The sequence below is a fragment of the Lactococcus sp. FSL K6-0773 genome (assembly GCF_038006485.1).
Classification (GTDB): Bacteria; Bacillota; Bacilli; order Lactobacillales; family Streptococcaceae; genus Lactococcus; species Lactococcus lactis.
The window spans coordinates 1,680,288-1,695,880 of record NZ_JBBOVF010000001.1 but is presented as its reverse complement, the minus strand read 5'-3'; the positions used below and the strand labels follow the sequence as shown (position 1 = coordinate 1,695,880).

General features: G+C 32.3%; 18 protein-coding genes, 1 tRNA gene and 4 pseudogenes. 18 read left to right on the top strand and 5 right to left on the bottom strand.

Annotated elements, in window-relative coordinates; all coding sequences use genetic code 11:
- Positions 1–23: 23 nt before the first annotated feature.
- The 4 genes and pseudogenes from MHB61_RS08260 to MHB61_RS08245 form a co-directional block, all read left to right on the top strand.
- A pseudogene (locus tag MHB61_RS08260) lies at positions 24–167 on the top strand (dihydrolipoyl dehydrogenase family protein); the annotation flags it as partial.
- A gap of 125 nt (positions 168–292) precedes the next feature.
- A complete protein-coding gene (locus tag MHB61_RS08255) occupies positions 293–1,210 on the top strand; it encodes an ABC transporter ATP-binding protein (protein ID WP_029343664.1) in 918 nt (305 codons plus the stop codon).
- A complete protein-coding gene (locus MHB61_RS08250; RefSeq protein ID WP_137016023.1) occupies positions 1,207–2,709 on the top strand; it encodes an ABC transporter permease/substrate-binding protein in 1,503 nt (500 codons plus the stop codon). Before MHB61_RS08255 ends, MHB61_RS08250 begins: the two co-directional genes overlap by 4 nt.
- A 256-nt stretch (positions 2,710–2,965) precedes the next feature.
- Positions 2,966–3,034: pseudogene (locus MHB61_RS08245) on the top strand (recombinase family protein); the annotation flags it as partial.
- A 304-nt stretch (positions 3,035–3,338) separates the two neighbouring features.
- Here the strand turns inward: MHB61_RS08245 and MHB61_RS08240 are convergent.
- From MHB61_RS08240 to MHB61_RS08230, 3 genes and pseudogenes are all read right to left on the bottom strand, one after another.
- Positions 3,339–3,539 carry a cold-shock protein gene (locus tag MHB61_RS08240; protein WP_011669084.1) on the bottom strand — a complete coding sequence of 67 codons (201 nt, stop codon included), beginning with the start codon at positions 3,537–3,539 and terminating at the stop codon, positions 3,339–3,341.
- 276 nt (positions 3,540–3,815) lie between these two features.
- The gene (locus MHB61_RS08235) at positions 3,816–4,016 is read right to left on the bottom strand and encodes a cold-shock protein (RefSeq protein WP_003132324.1); all 201 of its coding nucleotides are present in this window, start codon (positions 4,014–4,016) and stop codon (positions 3,816–3,818) included.
- Positions 4,017–4,146: 130 nt separating this feature from the next.
- Positions 4,147–4,233, bottom strand: a pseudogene (locus MHB61_RS08230) (bacteriocin); the annotation flags it as partial.
- 1 nt (position 4,234) lies between these two features.
- Here MHB61_RS08230 and MHB61_RS08225 point away from each other — a divergent pair.
- A pseudogene (locus MHB61_RS08225) lies at positions 4,235–4,449 on the top strand (transposase); the annotation flags it as partial.
- Positions 4,450–4,486: 37 nt separating this feature from the next.
- Positions 4,487–4,855: a hypothetical protein gene (locus tag MHB61_RS08220; protein ID WP_021214779.1), complete on the top strand. Its 369-nt coding sequence runs from the start codon at positions 4,487–4,489 to the stop codon at positions 4,853–4,855.
- A 29-nt stretch (positions 4,856–4,884) separates the two neighbouring features.
- Here MHB61_RS08220 and MHB61_RS08215 read toward each other — a convergent pair whose 3' ends face one another.
- Positions 4,885–5,460, bottom strand: coding sequence for a hypothetical protein (locus MHB61_RS08215; RefSeq protein ID WP_021214780.1), 576 nt, complete (start codon positions 5,458–5,460; stop codon positions 4,885–4,887).
- A gap of 3 nt (positions 5,461–5,463) precedes the next feature.
- Positions 5,464–5,808, bottom strand: coding sequence for an XRE family transcriptional regulator (locus tag MHB61_RS08210; protein WP_017371264.1), 345 nt, complete (start codon positions 5,806–5,808; stop codon positions 5,464–5,466).
- Positions 5,809–6,376: 568 nt separating this feature from the next.
- Here MHB61_RS08210 and MHB61_RS08205 point away from each other — a divergent pair.
- The 12 genes from MHB61_RS08205 to MHB61_RS08150 all read left to right on the top strand — a co-directional run bounded on the left by MHB61_RS08205 (position 6,377) and on the right by MHB61_RS08150 (position 15,586).
- A tRNA-OTHER gene (locus MHB61_RS08205) sits at positions 6,377–6,449 on the top strand.
- 22 nt (positions 6,450–6,471) lie between these two features.
- Positions 6,472–6,792, top strand: coding sequence for a helix-turn-helix domain-containing protein (locus tag MHB61_RS08200; protein ID WP_021214781.1), 321 nt, complete (start codon positions 6,472–6,474; stop codon positions 6,790–6,792).
- A 111-nt stretch (positions 6,793–6,903) separates the two neighbouring features.
- Positions 6,904–7,458, top strand: a complete 555-nt coding sequence (locus tag MHB61_RS08195) for a hypothetical protein (protein ID WP_021214782.1) — start codon at positions 6,904–6,906, stop codon at positions 7,456–7,458.
- A 668-nt stretch (positions 7,459–8,126) separates the two neighbouring features.
- Positions 8,127–8,426, top strand: coding sequence for a hypothetical protein (locus MHB61_RS08190; RefSeq protein WP_014570437.1), 300 nt, complete (start codon positions 8,127–8,129; stop codon positions 8,424–8,426).
- A gap of 17 nt (positions 8,427–8,443) precedes the next feature.
- A complete protein-coding gene (locus tag MHB61_RS08185) occupies positions 8,444–8,920 on the top strand; it encodes a DUF961 family protein (protein WP_127093598.1) in 477 nt (158 codons plus the stop codon).
- Between the two features lie 3 nt (positions 8,921–8,923).
- A complete protein-coding gene (locus tag MHB61_RS08180; RefSeq protein ID WP_137016440.1) occupies positions 8,924–10,600 on the top strand; it encodes an FtsK/SpoIIIE domain-containing protein in 1,677 nt (558 codons plus the stop codon).
- Positions 10,601–10,699: 99 nt separating this feature from the next.
- Positions 10,700–12,574 carry a DEAD/DEAH box helicase gene (locus MHB61_RS08175; protein WP_170959158.1) on the top strand — a complete coding sequence of 625 codons (1,875 nt, stop codon included), beginning with the start codon at positions 10,700–10,702 and terminating at the stop codon, positions 12,572–12,574.
- A gap of 1 nt (position 12,575) precedes the next feature.
- Positions 12,576–12,893, top strand: a complete 318-nt coding sequence (locus MHB61_RS08170) for a hypothetical protein (protein WP_137016435.1) — start codon at positions 12,576–12,578, stop codon at positions 12,891–12,893.
- 119 nt (positions 12,894–13,012) lie between these two features.
- A complete protein-coding gene (locus MHB61_RS08165; protein ID WP_137016433.1) occupies positions 13,013–13,291 on the top strand; it encodes a hypothetical protein in 279 nt (92 codons plus the stop codon).
- A 346-nt stretch (positions 13,292–13,637) separates the two neighbouring features.
- The gene (locus tag MHB61_RS08160) at positions 13,638–13,832 is read left to right on the top strand and encodes a helix-turn-helix transcriptional regulator (RefSeq protein ID WP_031296741.1); all 195 of its coding nucleotides are present in this window, start codon (positions 13,638–13,640) and stop codon (positions 13,830–13,832) included.
- A gap of 29 nt (positions 13,833–13,861) precedes the next feature.
- Positions 13,862–14,305 carry a DUF6773 family protein gene (locus MHB61_RS08155; protein ID WP_223203833.1) on the top strand — a complete coding sequence of 148 codons (444 nt, stop codon included), beginning with the start codon at positions 13,862–13,864 and terminating at the stop codon, positions 14,303–14,305.
- An 18-nt stretch (positions 14,306–14,323) separates the two neighbouring features.
- Positions 14,324–15,586, top strand: a complete 1,263-nt coding sequence (locus MHB61_RS08150; protein WP_324187108.1) for a replication initiation factor domain-containing protein — start codon at positions 14,324–14,326, stop codon at positions 15,584–15,586.
- The last annotated feature ends 7 nt before the right edge of the window (positions 15,587–15,593 follow it).

The window sequence follows — 15,593 nt, the reverse complement described above, 5'->3', positions numbered from 1 at the left end:
TATCTGTGTTTTATGGTTAAAAGGGGGCATCAACGGTAAGTTCAGTGGCTGATGAAGTGATTAATTTAATTAATATTTTAATTCAACAAAAAATGATTTTGGCGGATGTTGAAAAAATGATTTTCACTTATCCAACAGTGGCTAGTGACTTAGAATATTTTTACTGACAGAAAATAAATTACTACCGACATTATAATAGTAGAAACAATAAGTTACGGCAGAATAAATTTTTTACTGACAGACTTTATTTTCAATCTGTCAGTAAATTTTATTGATAGAAATGAGGACATTCATGATTGAATTCCAGAATGTGTCCAAGGCTTTTGCTAACAAAAAAATTCTTGATCATGCTAATTTTACAATTAAAGACCAAGAGTTTTTTGTGTTAGTGGGGCCGAGTGGAAGTGGGAAAACGACCACTTTAAAAATGATTAATCAATTAGTCACTCACAGTGAGGGAAAAATATTAATCAATAATGAAGAAATATCAACGGCAAATTTACGAAAATTGCGCTTATCTGTGGGCTATGTGCTGCAGCAAATCGCTCTCTTTCCTAATTTGACTGTCTCAGAAAATATTGCTTTAATTCCTGAAATGAAGGGGTGGGATAAAGCAAAAATTGCTGATAGAACCAATGAGCTACTTGATTTAGTTGGTTTGAATCCTAAAGATTACGCTCAACGCCAACCTAGTGAATTATCAGGGGGTGAGCAACAGAGGGTAGGAATTTTACGGGCCATTGCCGCAAATCCCAAAATTGTCTTAATGGATGAACCTTTTTCAGCACTTGACCCAATTTCACGACGTCAGTTACAAATATTTATCAAAGACTTACAGAAAAAAATGAATTTAACAGTGGTCTTTGTGACACATGACTTAGATGAAGCACTCTATTTAGCTGACAGAGTCGCTGTAATGAATGATGGATTAATCCAACAAATTTCTGAACCAGCAGATATCTATCAACATCCGGCAAATGATTTCGTTAAAACATTTTTTAAAGAATACCGTCAGAATTTATCAACGGTTTCTGTTGAAAATTTATTACTGACAGAGCTGTCAGTAAATCCAGAAGCGCAAGAAGTCGCTGATAATACAGCTATTTCGGAAATAATTAATCGTCTTTCTGATAAGGAAGTTTTAAAATACAAGGGCAAGTCAATTTCCTCAGATGATATTATATGCTATATCGCAGGAGGTGACAAATGAATCAGCTAATTTCAACTTTTCAAAGCCAGCAAGGCCAATTTTGGCAGGCGCTTTTAGAACATATCCAGATTTCATTAATTTCAATTTTTATTGCAATTCTGATTTCGATTCCTTTAGCTTTATTGTTACGACGTCTTCCCAAAATTGCTGAACCAGTTTTGCAAGTCACCGGAATTTTTCAAACTATACCTAGTTTGGCACTGCTAGGACTCTTGATTCCATTCATCGGAATCGGAAGTTTACCAGCAATCGTCGCTCTTGTTGTTTATGCGATTTTCCCTATTGTTCAAACTACTTATACTGGTTTAGAGCAAATTGAACCTTCTTTAATCGAAGCTGCAACAGCATTTGGGATGAATCGAAGAGAACGATTGATGAAATTTGAGCTCTCATTAGCGATGCCCTTTATCATGGCAGGAATTCGGACGAGTACAGTTATGGTCATTGGTACCGCAACACTAGCTGCTTTGATTGGTGCTGGAGGCTTAGGGAACTTTATTCTGCTCGGAATCAATATGAATGATGTTTCATTGATTTTAATTGGAGCAATTTCATCAGCACTTTTAGCGATTATTTTCAGTAGTCTTGTAAAATTTTTAGAAAAAGCCAAGATAAAAACAATTCTCATCAGTTTTTTCATTGGCTTACTCGTTCTTGGAGGCTCTTATTATCGACCTCAAACTTCTAATCATCCACAAATTACAATTGCTGGTAAATTGGGAGCAGAACCTGATGTTTTGATTAACATGTATAAACTAATGATTGAAAAAGATAGTAATATTCGCGTGAACTTAAAATCTAATTTTGGTGATACCACTTTCTTATATAATGCTTTGAAAGCTGGAAAAATTGATTTATATCCTGAATTCACAGGAACCATTACTTCAACATTTTTGAAAGATCCAGTGAGTTCAACTGATCCTAATGTCGTTTGGCAAAAGGCAGAAGAAGGAATAAAAAAACTTAATCAATTTACATATCTGTCCCCAATGAAATTTCAAGATACATATGCAATTGCCGTCAAATCTGATTTTGCTAAAGAGCATCAGCTCACCAAAATTTCTGATTTAGCGAATGTTTCAGGTTTAACTGCAGGCTTTGACGTTGAGTTTGCTAATCGTTCAGATGGAAATATTGGTTTGAGAAAGCTTTATGGTCTTGATTTAAATGTCAAAACCATGCAAAATAGTTTAATTTATAAAGCACTAAATTCTGGTGCTGTGAATGTCGCTGAGGTTTATTCTACTGATAGTCAAATCAAGCAATATAATCTGACTGTCCTGAAAGATGATAAAAATCTTTTCCCACCTTACCAAGCAGCACCATTGATGAAAGAAAGTTTATTAAAAAAATATCCTGAACTCAAAAAGATTCTCAATAAACTGTCAGGAAAAATTACTGACCAAGAGATGATTGAGATGAATTATGATGTTAATGTCAAACAAGAAGATGCTGCGAAAGTAGCAGAAAGATATTTGAAAGCTAAAGGATTGATTTAAAAGAAAAAGTCATTTTATAATGGCTTTTTTGCTTGGACTAATGTCAAATATTTAGACACAAAATGAGATACATCTTCTTAGCCCAATGTTCTTTGATATTTTAGTGTTCAGAAAATGGTCATTTTCTGGACACTCTTCTTTTGTTATAAAAACTCTCAAGATCATTTACATTTCTTGTTCATTAACCCGTAATTTATTCTATGTTCATTTATATAAGTGCTTTCAGGTTATGGTACAATAGTATCAATGGAGGAATAAAGACGTAAAGCTTCTTAAGACATTGGTAGAAAGTGGAACACCAATTAAATCGATTGCGGATTCTTGAGGAGTTTCTAGAACAACAATTTATAGATATATTAATAAACCCGAATTGCTAGTTGATTATTTAGCCATGACTTGATAATTAACTAGCAATTCGGGTATATGGTATTATTAATTTGTATGTTTTAAATATTAATTTTAATTAATAAACATTAAAAAAACCACTCTATATTAGAGTGGCCCTAATTTATGCATGGGAAGTGTGAGTTTCCTCTTGCTGGCTAAGTATTCATACTCTCTCATCATTGCAACTGAATATAAAAAAACTGAAGTCATGACTCCAGCTTTTGCACGATTTTCAGATACAATTATGCTTTTGTGATATTAACTGCTTGAGGTCCACGTTGACCTTCTTCAACATCAAATTCAACTTTTTGACCTTCATCAAGTGTTTTGAATCCATCAGATTGGATTGCTGAGAAGTGAGCGAACAAATCTTTGCCTTCTTCTGAAGTGATAAAGCCAAATCCTTTATCTGCGTTAAACCATTTTACTGTTCCATTTGCCATAATATTTATTTCCTTTCGACAAAATTGTAAATCTCATTTTGCGAAAAGTGAATCTATAAAACATTTTACTCATGACAAAATTTACTTCTTCATAATAACACTAATTATAGTCAATGTCAAACTACTCTCCATTAATAAAATCCATATCGTAATGACATGGATTTTATGAACTGTAGGGAAAGCAACTAATCTTTCCCTCACTTAGTATAACATTTTAATTCGTTTTTGCAATAACAATAAATAAAAAAGCAAAGGACACCCCATGCTTTAACTCATTTATCTTTTATGTACGTTTGAAGCATAACGACCACGAGACGTCATTTTGATATCAAAAGTAACCTTTTGACCTTCATCGTATTTTTTAAAATCATTTCCCTGAATAGATAAGAGATAAGCAAACACATCTTGCATATCATCTGCCATAATAAAACCATAGCCTTTGTCAGCGTTAAACCAATTTATTGTTCCTTTATTCATGTAATACATCCTTTCGCATCATCTGTAAATCCCATTTTGCGAAAAAGTGCATTCCTAAAACATTTAAACTCGAGACAAAACCTACCTCTTAATAGTAACACCTATTCTTACCAAAGTCAAATTGGTCTATTTAAAACTTATTGATTTTCTTGTGATTCCCCAGATTTTCATGAGGATTTGCTTTAGCAAGTGTCAGGGTTTCTCTATCAACCACCCTGTTCCCTAATTTTTCAAAACGTAGAAAAGTGATGAGCGAGTTTTCTCTTTTTTTACAAATCTAGGAGCTGAGCGTTGTAAAAGTCGTTCGCCTCAAGGTTTTCAATTGAAATTAGAGATGATACTTTTAGCGTATTCTTTATTGTTAAAATCAGCTAAATCACTGGAACCAGAGACTTTAAGCTATTCTATCGGGTATCAAGTCATGGCTAAATAATCAACTAGCAATTCGGGTATTTATAGTAGTTTTACTAGTGATTGTAGCTGTTTTTATTTTAATGGTAATGGGGGGGCTTGAAAATTATGACCCAAAATCAGATAATATTATACCTATAAGGAGTAATAATTCAGATTCAACAACTAAAGATGAACTTCAAAAAAACAAAAAAATTGAATTTGAACAAAAATATTCTAAAATAAAGTGGCGAGTAATTAGATATGCAACAAATTATTTTGATTATGAAGAAAGAGATTTTGATAATGAGTATGAAGCGAGGGACTTAGAAAGATACTTAATATCTGGTATGAGAGATACAAAAGATTATTTTAAACCTGCTCGAGTGGAAGTGAAAATGGTTCAAAGAATCGGAAATGAAAATAGTTCATATATTTATTATAAATAAAAAACTTGTAGGAAATCTTACAAGTTTTTTTAATAGGCTAAATTTTGTTGGTCTAAAAGTTGCTGAAATTCTTTAACTGCTTCATCATATAAATCATAAGATAAATTATATAATTCAAGAAAATCATATACTTTGATTGAATTTAATACATCAAAGCCAGAAATATAATGAATAGCACATTCTCTTAGATTTCCTTCAAAACATGGAGTAATCTCTTCAATATTTTCATCATTCATTTCTATTTCTCTTAGAATAGTGATAGATTCTTCAAAAGGGCAACCAGCTATTTCAATAAAATTTGAAAAATAAGATGCATTACCACCTTGTTCTTTGTATATTTCCCACAAAAGAATAATTGCTTCTTTATTTGCTCTCTTTTCTTCACAACTTAAAATATCATTATCGCAATGGCGCAGTTTATCACCATACTTGGCATGTATCAATTCATGAGCAAGAATAAAAGGGGTCACGCTTGAAGGGTCATAAACTCCAATAAATTTTTCACAGTTTATAATAGCAAACTGTTCTAATTTTGTCGGTGCCATGACAATTCCTAATCTTTCTATATTAAGTAAGATTAGTTCAATAAGTTCATCTTTATTCATAAATTAATCTTTCAAGCGATCTCCAAAAATTTCCTTGATTTTATTTTTATCATGTTCAGAAATTGGTTTACCGCCAAAAGAAAGCCATTCGTCCCAGTTGATACCGTCATCAGAAGTTAATTCTTCAAGGTCAACTGGTTCTTTTTTGGGTTCTCTTAAATCTGTATTGCCCAAAAGATAATCAGAGCTTACGCCAAAATATTCGGCTAATTTAGATAATTTATCACTACTTGGTTTAACTTTTTTATAGTGATACATAGAATTTTTTGAATATCCTAGTTCAGATTCAATTTCATTGAAAGATTTTTTCTTTTCTTTAGCAAGCAATTTCAAGCGTTCGTAGAACATATTTGTATCATCTCCAAAAAAAATCGAAAAAAATGCATTTAATAGTTGACATTTTTAACGTAATAGGTTAAAATCATATATGTAGTTAACGTAGAACGTTAAAAACTACAAGAAAAATAAGCGGAAGCGCGCTTTGGCAACTCCCACAGAAATGTTATATAAATAACGTAGCAATTATTATTATAGCATTTCAGAAGGAGATTTTCAATGCAAGCACAAAGCTTAAAACAAACTTTGAAATAACAAGCGTGCCTGAGGGGGAAGATACATACCGCAGAGCAGGAGGATTTTGAGTAAGGGCGCTATATAAATCAAGACCAAAGCGAGAGGAAGAGGGTTCTGGTCTAAAAGGTTACTGCCTGCGTAAAGACAATAACAAATTATTGAAAATATAAATTTTAAAAAATCGTCCGAAATGACAAAAAACTAGTCGTTTAAACTGTCCGAAATGGCAGTTTTTTATTTTAGAAAAATAATGGTTTTAGTAAAAATCTATCTTATGAAATAAGTATCTATCAGATGTGTTGATACTATCTGTCAGACTTAATTTGAGGATAGATTTTTTTATGGGAATATAGCTTAATAGGCTAGAGTAACCACTTTTATAAGTGGTGATATTGGTTCGATTCCAGTTGTTCCCTTATAAAAAGAATGGAGTTTTTTATGGAAAGTTTTTCAGAACGTTTGATTCATTTAAGACACAGTCACAATTTAACACAAAAAGAAGTAAGTGATGCTTTAGGGCTTGTGCGCTCAAATTATAATCGCTACGAAAGAGGAGCAAGGACACCTAGTAATGAAACTATAGTAAAGTTTGCTAATTTCTTCAAAGTTTCTCCAATGTATATGCTTGGAATCAGTCACCTTATGAATGGAGATGAATTTTTATTAGATGTTTTAGAAAATATTGAGTTGACTGGTGACCCTGAAGGAACTAAAGTAAAATATGCTTTAGAAGAATATAGAAAAGAATTCACAGCGTAATAAATATGTTACTAAAAAAAGTGAATCAAGAAACAATGTTAATTAACTTTAATAAACCAAATGGTTTGTGATATAATAAACTTAAATTAGAGTAAAGATAGGAATGTATTTATGAATAAGAATTTAAACCCTTTGAATTGGACTAAAAAACAGCAAATTATCGGTGGAGCAGTTACGATTGTTTTAATCGGTGGTGTTACTACTGGAGTAGTCGCTAATGCTAATCATCAAGCAAAAGAAAGAAAAATTGAAGCTTTAAAAAATAAAAAAATTAAACTTTGTAAGGCTAGAGCCGAAAAAGTAAAACAGCTTGAAAAATCTAATGAAGCAGACAGTAAGAAATTACTTGATATTGCTGAAAAAACTCCTACTGACAAAAATATTAAACTAGCTGAAGATTCAATTCTTAAAGTTAAAAATGCTGAAGTAAAAAAAGCGTTTGATAATCAAGTAGTTGGTATTAAAAATCGTGTGAAGTCAGAAAATGAAGCAAAGACAGCCATTAGTAACTATCAAAAAGATGCTATGAATCAAAATAAATATAAAACGGCTCAACAAGCAATATCTAAGCTCACAAGCTCTTATTCAAAAGGTTTGAAAGATAGCTTGAATAAACAACTTGCGACTTCTAAGAAACAAGCTGATGACGCTACAAAGGCACAATAATCTAAGAGTGCGAGTGATTCAAAAGCAAAAACTGCTGACACTAATAAACAAGAATCAAATTCAACTAATAATAGTAACAATTCTAATACAGGTGCTGATTCACATAGCACAGTAAATAATGATGTTGCTAGTGGTTCTAATTCTTACGGTGGAGGAAGTCAAAATAACTATTCACAAGGTAGTTCAAATACTTCTCAAAACAATACTATTTCAGGTTCAAGTAATCAAGGTCAAGGTAATAGTGGACAAAATAATTCTAATTCTAATTCAAACACAGGTGGGAATGGTTCTAATACAAATAATAATGGTTCTAATGGGGGGGGAACTCAGGTCAACCAACACATACTACAAAATATTTAGGTTGGGTATCTGTAGATGGTGTACGAAAATATACAAAAATGTGTGATACGGTTGCTGAAGCTCAAAGTTATGTAGATTCTATAGTAAATTCTGCTGAAGTAATTAATTTAGGGTTTGACCATAGTATTGGTTATGGTCTTGATACGGTTGAAGTTTAAAAAATAAAATTAGATATAAAAAATCACTTTCTTAAATGAGGGTGGTTTTTTCTTTTAGCGAACGAAGTTACACGGTTGAATGGGGTTCAAGTCCCTGCGTTCGCATTAATTGACCGAGATGTCATTAAACTAATAAAGAAAGGTGGAAATATGATTAAAATTCCAATTAATGCAACGAAACTCTTAGGTTCAAAAGTTACTGTCGATAAGACCATTGAACCAGTCGCAAAAACATCTACTGAATCAGGTTATACAAAATATCGAGCTACAAGTCCGTTACAACCTCAAGGTTTTGAACTGCGTGTACCAAATGGTAAAGGGGCTAAACCTACTCGCCGCCAAGAAGTTGTTTTGACAGATGTCACGGTTGCTTATGTTCGTAATCGCACGCCAAAGGGCAAATATTCACAAGAATATGTTGTTTATGCTGAAGCGCTCAAATTAGCGTAATTATAGGGGGAAATTAAATGTCGTTAAAATTAAGTAAAGTTTTTGAAAAAGAAAACAAGTTGACTGAAGAAATCGGTGATTTTGACAAAGCATTAGGTAAAGTTTTGTTCTTGCATGCTGAATCAGTAATGGTCTTTGAGGACGGAGAACCAAATGAAGAAACTGGTGAAATTAAACGTTATCCAACGGATAAAGTTGATTATTATGAGGTCAATATTTATTCTGACGCACAAGACAAGCAAATTGTTGTAAAAATGCCTGCTGAAGCTGATTTTTCAGGGCTTGAATATGAAGATGAAATTAAATTGACGAATCGCTCAATTAATTTTTGGTCTGATAAAGAAATCGTACCTACTGGAAACGGTCAATTCCGAACGAATTACTTTTCAGGTGAAAAATGGAATGCTGAAGGGATTGAAAAAGTGGGTAAATCTAATTCAAAACCTGAACAAAGTCCAAAGCCTGAAGCTAAAAACAATGAACCGAAAAAATGATAAATGGCAAAACGTACAATAAATAAAGGCTCTCGTTTAAAGCTTAGAGATAAGTATGACCGTGAATTTTTTGTATTGATTACTGGTTTACTTGTTGCTAGTCCTGTAGGGCTCTTTTATAAAAAATTTGAAACTTTGCCACCAAAAGTGCTAGCAATTTATGCTGTAGGTATTTTGCTCATTGCATTTTCGGTGGCTTTTGGTTTATTGATTTTGCTTTATCACAAGTTTCTTTTCTTTTCAAAAAACAATTATAAAAGATTGTTGCTGAACTATGTTGTGAAGCATGGTTTAGTTGAAAAAGAAACGGTTAAAGATGAAAAAGGAAGTCATGAAAAGTTAAAGCTAGCACCTATTTATCTGAAGCAACCTAATACTTATGAACTTCATACTTATTTTCCGATTGACGGTGGAGTTCATCAAGAAAAATTTCTTGATTTAGCTGACGGTTTAGAAACAACTTTTTTTGCGGATTATCAAGAACAAAATTTTATTAATGAAAGTAAAATTCTTTCTAAAAAAGCATTTGTTGAGTATGTTTTTGCAATTGACGGAGAACGTAATCGTATTTCAGTTAATGATGTCATAGTCGATAAAAAGCTAGGTTTAAAATTAATGAATGGGGTTTACTGGAATTATGAAGCTGACCCACATCTGCTTATTGCAGGTGGTACTGGGGGCGGGAAAACCGTTCTTTTGATGTCAATTTTATCAGCCCTTGCTAAAGTAGGACATGTTGATATATGTGACCCTAAAAGGTCTGATTTTGTTGGAATGAGAGATGTTCCAGTTTTTGAAAATCGTGTGTTCTTTGATAAAGAGTCTATGATTGAGTGTTTACGTTCAAAAATGCAATTTATGGACGAACGCTATGATTATATGACAAATCACCCTGATTATAAGGCAGGAAAACGGTATTCTGATTATGGTTTGACACCTGAATTTGTACTTTTTGATGAATGGGCTGCTTTTATTTCTAGTTTAGATTTTAGAGAATTTGATGAAGTAATTCAAATTTTAACTCAAATTGTTCTAAAGGGTCGTCAGTCAGGCGTTTTCTTAATTCTTGCCATGCAACGTCCAGACGCTGAATATCTCAAATCAGCTTTACGTGATAACTTTATGAAACGGTTGGCGGTTGGTCGTTTGACTGGTTCAGGTTATCGTATGGTCTTTGGAGATGAAAATGAGAAAAAAGTTTTCAAATACATCAAGGGTAAAATTGGTCGTGGTTATGTCGCTAATAATGGTGAACTTGCACGTGAATTTTATAGTCCGTCTGTGCCATTTGATAAAGGCTATGATTTTCATGAGGAACTTTCAAAATTACCAGTTTTAGCTGATACTACAGAAGTTCAGCTTGAAGCTCCACCAATTTCTAACGTTGAACAGGAACGAGCAGAAAGTGGAGTTTTGGATGATAAAACTTACACGATTACTTCTTTATCTCGCAAGTTGGGTCAACCGTCAAAAACTGTCAAAACAGCTATGGAACGCTTAATAAGTGGGGGTTATTCAATAAGTGAAAAGTCACCTTACAATGAAGATGATTTTTTTGCTTTACAAACTGTTTTCTTAACCAAAGAAACAGAAGAATGTACTTTGAATGAAGCCATTGATACTGTCTTAGCTGATGAAGCAGAGTTTGAAAAAGAATTTATCACGTTCAATAAAAAATAATTAATAATTTTTTAAGATTCTATTTCAATTTGTTGTTGTTAAAAATATAGAAAAATGGTAAAATCATATCAAAATACTAGTGATTAGGATGTGAGTCTTTTGGGAAAAGAATATTTCATTAAAACTGAAACAAATATTGTAGAAAATCCATTATTGAGAGAGCCACAAATAGAAGCATATGTTGAAGCTTATGATCATTTCATTAAAAAATCTAAAACTAAACAACATGCTATTATTATACTTCCCACTGGAAGTGGTAAAACTGGTTTAATATCAATGCTACCCTTCAATATTTCCAATGGTCGAGTTTTAATCATAGCTCCCCAATTAACAATATTAGATTCATTGGAGAGTAGTTTAAATAGTGGTGATTCACATAATTTTTGGACGGAAGCTGGAATTATTACTAATCCAAATCATTTGCCTGTTGTAGTTAAATATGAAGGTAGAAGTTCTAGGAGAGAGCATTTAGAGAAAGCAGATATTGTGATTGCGAATATTCAAAAATTACAATCTCGTAATGAAATGGCGCTATTGAATCAATATGATTCAGATTTTTTTGATATGATTATTATTGATGAAGCTCATCATTCTGAAGCGAAAACTTGGCTTGAAAATTTAGAACATTTTTCGAATGCTAAAGTAATAAAATTGACCGCAACGGCATACCGATCTGATAATAAGCCACTTGTAGGGGAGCTTATTTATAAATATAAACTTAGTCAAGCCATGAGTAAAGGCTATGTTAAGTCACTAGAGAAATTTAACTACCTACCCGAACAATTATATTTTACTATGGATAATGATTTGAGTAATCACTATACTTATCAAGAAATAATTGACCTTGATTTGAAAGATGAAGACTGGATAGCTAGATCAGTTTGTTTTTCAGATGAATGTAAACTTAGTGTTGTAAAGAAAAGTATAGAAATTTTAAATCAGAAGAGAGAGAATTCAAGTGTTCCTCATAAAATAATTGCTGCCGCTACTAATATTAATGAAGCAAAGAAGATTGCATCTATGTATTCTGAAGAAGGTATGAAAGCAGTAGCAATTTATAATGAGCTTTCCTCATCGGAAAAAGAAAAAATATTCCTAGATATAGAAAATCATCGTGTTGATGTTATTGTAAATGTTTCAATGATGGGAGAAGGATACGATCATAAATATTTATCTGTGGCGGCTATATTCAAGGTGTTTAAAAGTGCATTACCTTATGAACAATTTATTGGAAGAATTTTGCGGTCTATTCCTCAAGAAGAAGTTAATAAACCAGAAGATAATATCGGAAGTGTTGTTGCTCATAAACTTTTATTTTTAGATGAATTATGGGACTATTACAAGTCACAGCTTCAAGAAAGTAATTTTATAAAAGAGCTAAACGATAGTGATATTGTTGATTCAGAAGATAGAGATTCCGGACGTGAAGGCAATATCCTTAATGTAGATTTTGGTAAAGTTGATGAACAAGGTCAAGGTAAATTAGAACATTCCTTTTATATGGAAACTGAATATATCAGAAAAGCAAATGAGGAGGCGCAAGAGAGAAAAACCAAAATTTTAGAACTTTCAAAACTTCTAAATATTACTCCAGCTAAAGCTTCTGATATAATTAATGAAAGTAATTCCGAATCTAGTGAGTTGAAGAGACCAGATATTATTTTCAATAGGAGAAAAAAATTTACTGATATAAATATAAAACAAGTTATTGTTCCAGAAATTTTAATAAAAGCGAATGTAAACATTAAAGGGACAGAATTAGAAAGTCTCCCAATATTTTCTGGAAAATATGCTTGGATTCCTAAGAATATACCAAATAATGGAGGAATGTTAGCAACTTATTTTAATACTTTCTTAAAAAATTCTATTGGTTACAAAAGAGAAGAATGGGATGATGATGACTATGAACGTGCTTCTGATCTCTTAGAACAACAAGCGGAATACATAAAAAACTTTTTTGAAGGGGAAAATTAATATGTTTAACTACATAGATGAAATATACAAGTTAACAAACTTTGCTATATTAACTCCATCTAATCTGCTAAATAATATAAAGCTAGAAAATTATGAAGAAATAAGATATTATAAAGATAATGGTGATTTAATATGTGAAATGGTCTCTATAGAAGACAAAGAAGTTGTTAGGTATATTTATACATTTGATTTATCTGATAAATTAAACAAAGCTATCATATATTTTGGAACAGAAACAATGGAAATTTTCAATCGAGATAAAAAATTAAAAAAATGTTTATCACAATATGATAATTTAAAATCGAGAAATGCAATATAAAAATGATGGACCAAAAAAGACTTACTATATTTTATCGAGATTTGAATAAAGGGAAAGGCAATTAAATATTGCTTTTTTTTATATACGCACGCAATCGGTGGTGAGTAAATGATAGGAAGTTGTTTCCGTTTGTCTTTGGACAACTTGCCGTAGGCAAGTCATTTTCCACGGTCGAATTGCTCTCGCAAACGGTAGTGCGCGACAGCGGTTTATTCTTGAAAGAATTGGAGGAAAAACTTTTGGGTTTTGTTTTAAGGCTATTCCGTTTTAAACGTGATGCTTTTTTTGAAAAAGTGCAAGAACGTAAGCATAGCTCCGAGCGTAGCGTAAGGAGTGAGCGTGTGATTGCACGGCTGACGGCTTGCCGTCAGCTTGGACTTGACCCCCCCAAATGCTAATGAGGGGGGGTACAAGTGACACAAGTCTAACTATCCTAGTCATACCAACAGTATAGCTTGTGTCACCTCTTTTACATTTTACAAAGTAAGGAACGCTCAATTGATTTTAAAGGGGACACTTCAGGACTAATGTTATTCAAGAGTTTAAGCGTGTTCTCTTATGAAAAAATGAAATACGTAAATTTCTAGTACCTATAAAAATAAATATTCAATTGTTCTTCTATTTAGGAGTATTTTATCTCATGGCATTTTTAAATTGTTAATATTAAAGCAATATATATATTGCTTTTTGCAAAATATATGGTATACTATAACTAAGGAAGGAGGAACGGTGAAAAACAAGAAAATGAAAATGGCTCGAATTGAGGCTGAAATGAGTCAAGCAGATTTAGCTGATGAAGTAGGTGTGACTCGACAAACAATTGGACTTATTGAATCTGGAAAGTTTAATCCGTCCTTAAGGCTATGCATAGATATTTGTAGAGTTTTAAAAAAAACATTGAACGATATTTTTTGGGAGGAACATGATGAAAAAGAATAAAATAATACGTGATGAGAGTTATTACTCAGATGAATCGCATTCAGGGAGAAGCCTATATTATAATTAGTGTTGTCCTATTTTCATCGGTAATCGTTCAACAAATATTTTTTGATGCACCATTTAAGCAGTATGCAGTAGAACTTTTTTGTGTTGTTGGAATAGCTATTTACACTATAATTAGAAGTATTATTGCAGGAATCAATTTGGAAGGAACACAAGGAAAAATAAATACTTTTACGGTAATGTTTTTTGTGGGAATGCTTGTAACGATTATTCAAGGCACTAAAAATTATATTGCTTATTCTGAAATGTATCAAAGAGATGGTATGGGATATTTTATTGCAGTTTTAGTAGTTTTATTTATTAGCTCTTCTATTTTGGGAGGACTTGTAATTATGGTATTAAATTACATCAACAAAATAAGACAACAAAGTATTCAGAGAGCTCTAGATGAGGAAGAAACAAAAGATTAAAGATGCTTAAACTTAAGTATCTTTTTTATTTTAAAAACAAATATTGTAGTTTTTAATTTAGAAAGTGAGGAACGACCGATTGATTTAAAGGATATACGCTCTAGTGCGAATGTTACTCAACAGTTTATGTGTGACCTCTTAGGGATATCTTTGAGCTATTACCGAAAAATGGAAAAAGGCGAACGTGCTGTTACTTCTGAAATGGAAGAAAAAATAAGACACTCCTTTTTCAAAAAAAGAGAGAGTTCAACGGTTTTTGTTGGTACAAATGACTATACAAATATTCGCTTTCAGACTTTAAATGTTCGTGAAGTTGTTTCTAAGATTTTAGGTTTAAACGTTGAGAATTTTCAACTCAATGAGTATAACCGTTATCAATACCCTTTTTTTATTAGTTACGGTCACATCAATGTTTATTATCATGATAAAGATATAAAAGCCGGTGTGCTGATTGAAATGAGCGGTCAAGCGTGCCGTGAAATGGAATATGAGTTTGAATATCATCAAAAACAGCGTACTTGGTACGATTTTTTTAATGATTGTTTTCTTTATGCCAATAAAAAAGCACCAGAAAATGATGATTTTGTAAAAATCACACGTTTTGATTTAGCACTTGATGAACAATATAACCCGCAAGAAGGAAATTTTGACTTGTTCAAACTTTTAACTTCTGCCCGTGAGGGTCGGTGGAATGGTCGTAAACAAAACTATTCTGCGGTTCTTGGTGGAAGAAGGACAAAAGAAGGAATGATTAATGACGGTCTAACCGTTTATTTTGGATCTAAACAAACTCATTTATTTTTTCGGTTTTACGAAAAAGATTATGAGCGAGCAAGTCAAGAAATGACTTCGGTTGAAGCGATACGTGAAATGTATGGTCTGCGAAATCGTTATGAAATTTCCATGCGAAAAGAAATATCAACCGACTTTATAAAGAGATATATTGAGCAAGATTTTGATTTAGCTGATGAAGGGGTCAAAATTATTAATGATAATCTGACATTTTATGATAAGGAGGGAAACTTAGATACTGAATGGTACGATATGATGGGTCGAATGGATGCCTATCATTTTACTGTTCGTCCTGAAGTGCCTGATTTGAACCGAAAATATACATGGTTTGAACGTGGTGGTCCTGTATCAACTTATCTATTGTTAAAAAAAGCTGAAGAACTGACAGGTGAAAGTCGTTTGGAAGAAATTTTTAATGAAGCAGAACTTACAGAAAGACAAGAAAAATTCTTGAAGGAATTTAGAATGATAAGGGGTGCAAATGGATAGCTTATTC

Bases quoted from the DNA above. Each gene is read 5' to 3' on its own strand.
- MHB61_RS08255 (WP_029343664.1), top strand. From the start codon at position 293: ATGATTGAATTCCAGAATGTGTCCAAGGCTTTTGCTAACAAAAAAATT.
- MHB61_RS08250 (WP_137016023.1), top strand. From the start codon at position 1,207: ATGAATCAGCTAATTTCAACTTTTCAAAGCCAGCAAGGCCAATTTTGG.
- MHB61_RS08240 (WP_011669084.1), bottom strand. From the start codon at position 3,539: ATGGCAAATGGAACAGTAAAATGGTTTAACGCAGATAAAGGATTTGGC.
- MHB61_RS08235 (WP_003132324.1), bottom strand. From the start codon at position 4,016: ATGAATAAAGGAACAATAAATTGGTTTAACGCTGACAAAGGCTATGGT.
- MHB61_RS08215 (WP_021214780.1), bottom strand. From the start codon at position 5,460: ATGAATAAAGATGAACTTATTGAACTAATCTTACTTAATATAGAAAGA.
- MHB61_RS08210 (WP_017371264.1), bottom strand. From the start codon at position 5,808: ATGTTCTACGAACGCTTGAAATTGCTTGCTAAAGAAAAGAAAAAATCT.
- MHB61_RS08200 (WP_021214781.1), top strand. From the start codon at position 6,472: ATGGAAAGTTTTTCAGAACGTTTGATTCATTTAAGACACAGTCACAAT.
- MHB61_RS08195 (WP_021214782.1), top strand. From the start codon at position 6,904: ATGAATAAGAATTTAAACCCTTTGAATTGGACTAAAAAACAGCAAATT.
- MHB61_RS08190 (WP_014570437.1), top strand. From the start codon at position 8,127: ATGATTAAAATTCCAATTAATGCAACGAAACTCTTAGGTTCAAAAGTT.
- MHB61_RS08185 (WP_127093598.1), top strand. From the start codon at position 8,444: ATGTCGTTAAAATTAAGTAAAGTTTTTGAAAAAGAAAACAAGTTGACT.
- MHB61_RS08180 (WP_137016440.1), top strand. From the start codon at position 8,924: ATGGCAAAACGTACAATAAATAAAGGCTCTCGTTTAAAGCTTAGAGAT.
- MHB61_RS08170 (WP_137016435.1), top strand. From the start codon at position 12,576: ATGTTTAACTACATAGATGAAATATACAAGTTAACAAACTTTGCTATA.
- MHB61_RS08160 (WP_031296741.1), top strand. From the start codon at position 13,638: ATGAAAATGGCTCGAATTGAGGCTGAAATGAGTCAAGCAGATTTAGCT.
- MHB61_RS08155 (WP_223203833.1), top strand. From the start codon at position 13,862: ATGAATCGCATTCAGGGAGAAGCCTATATTATAATTAGTGTTGTCCTA.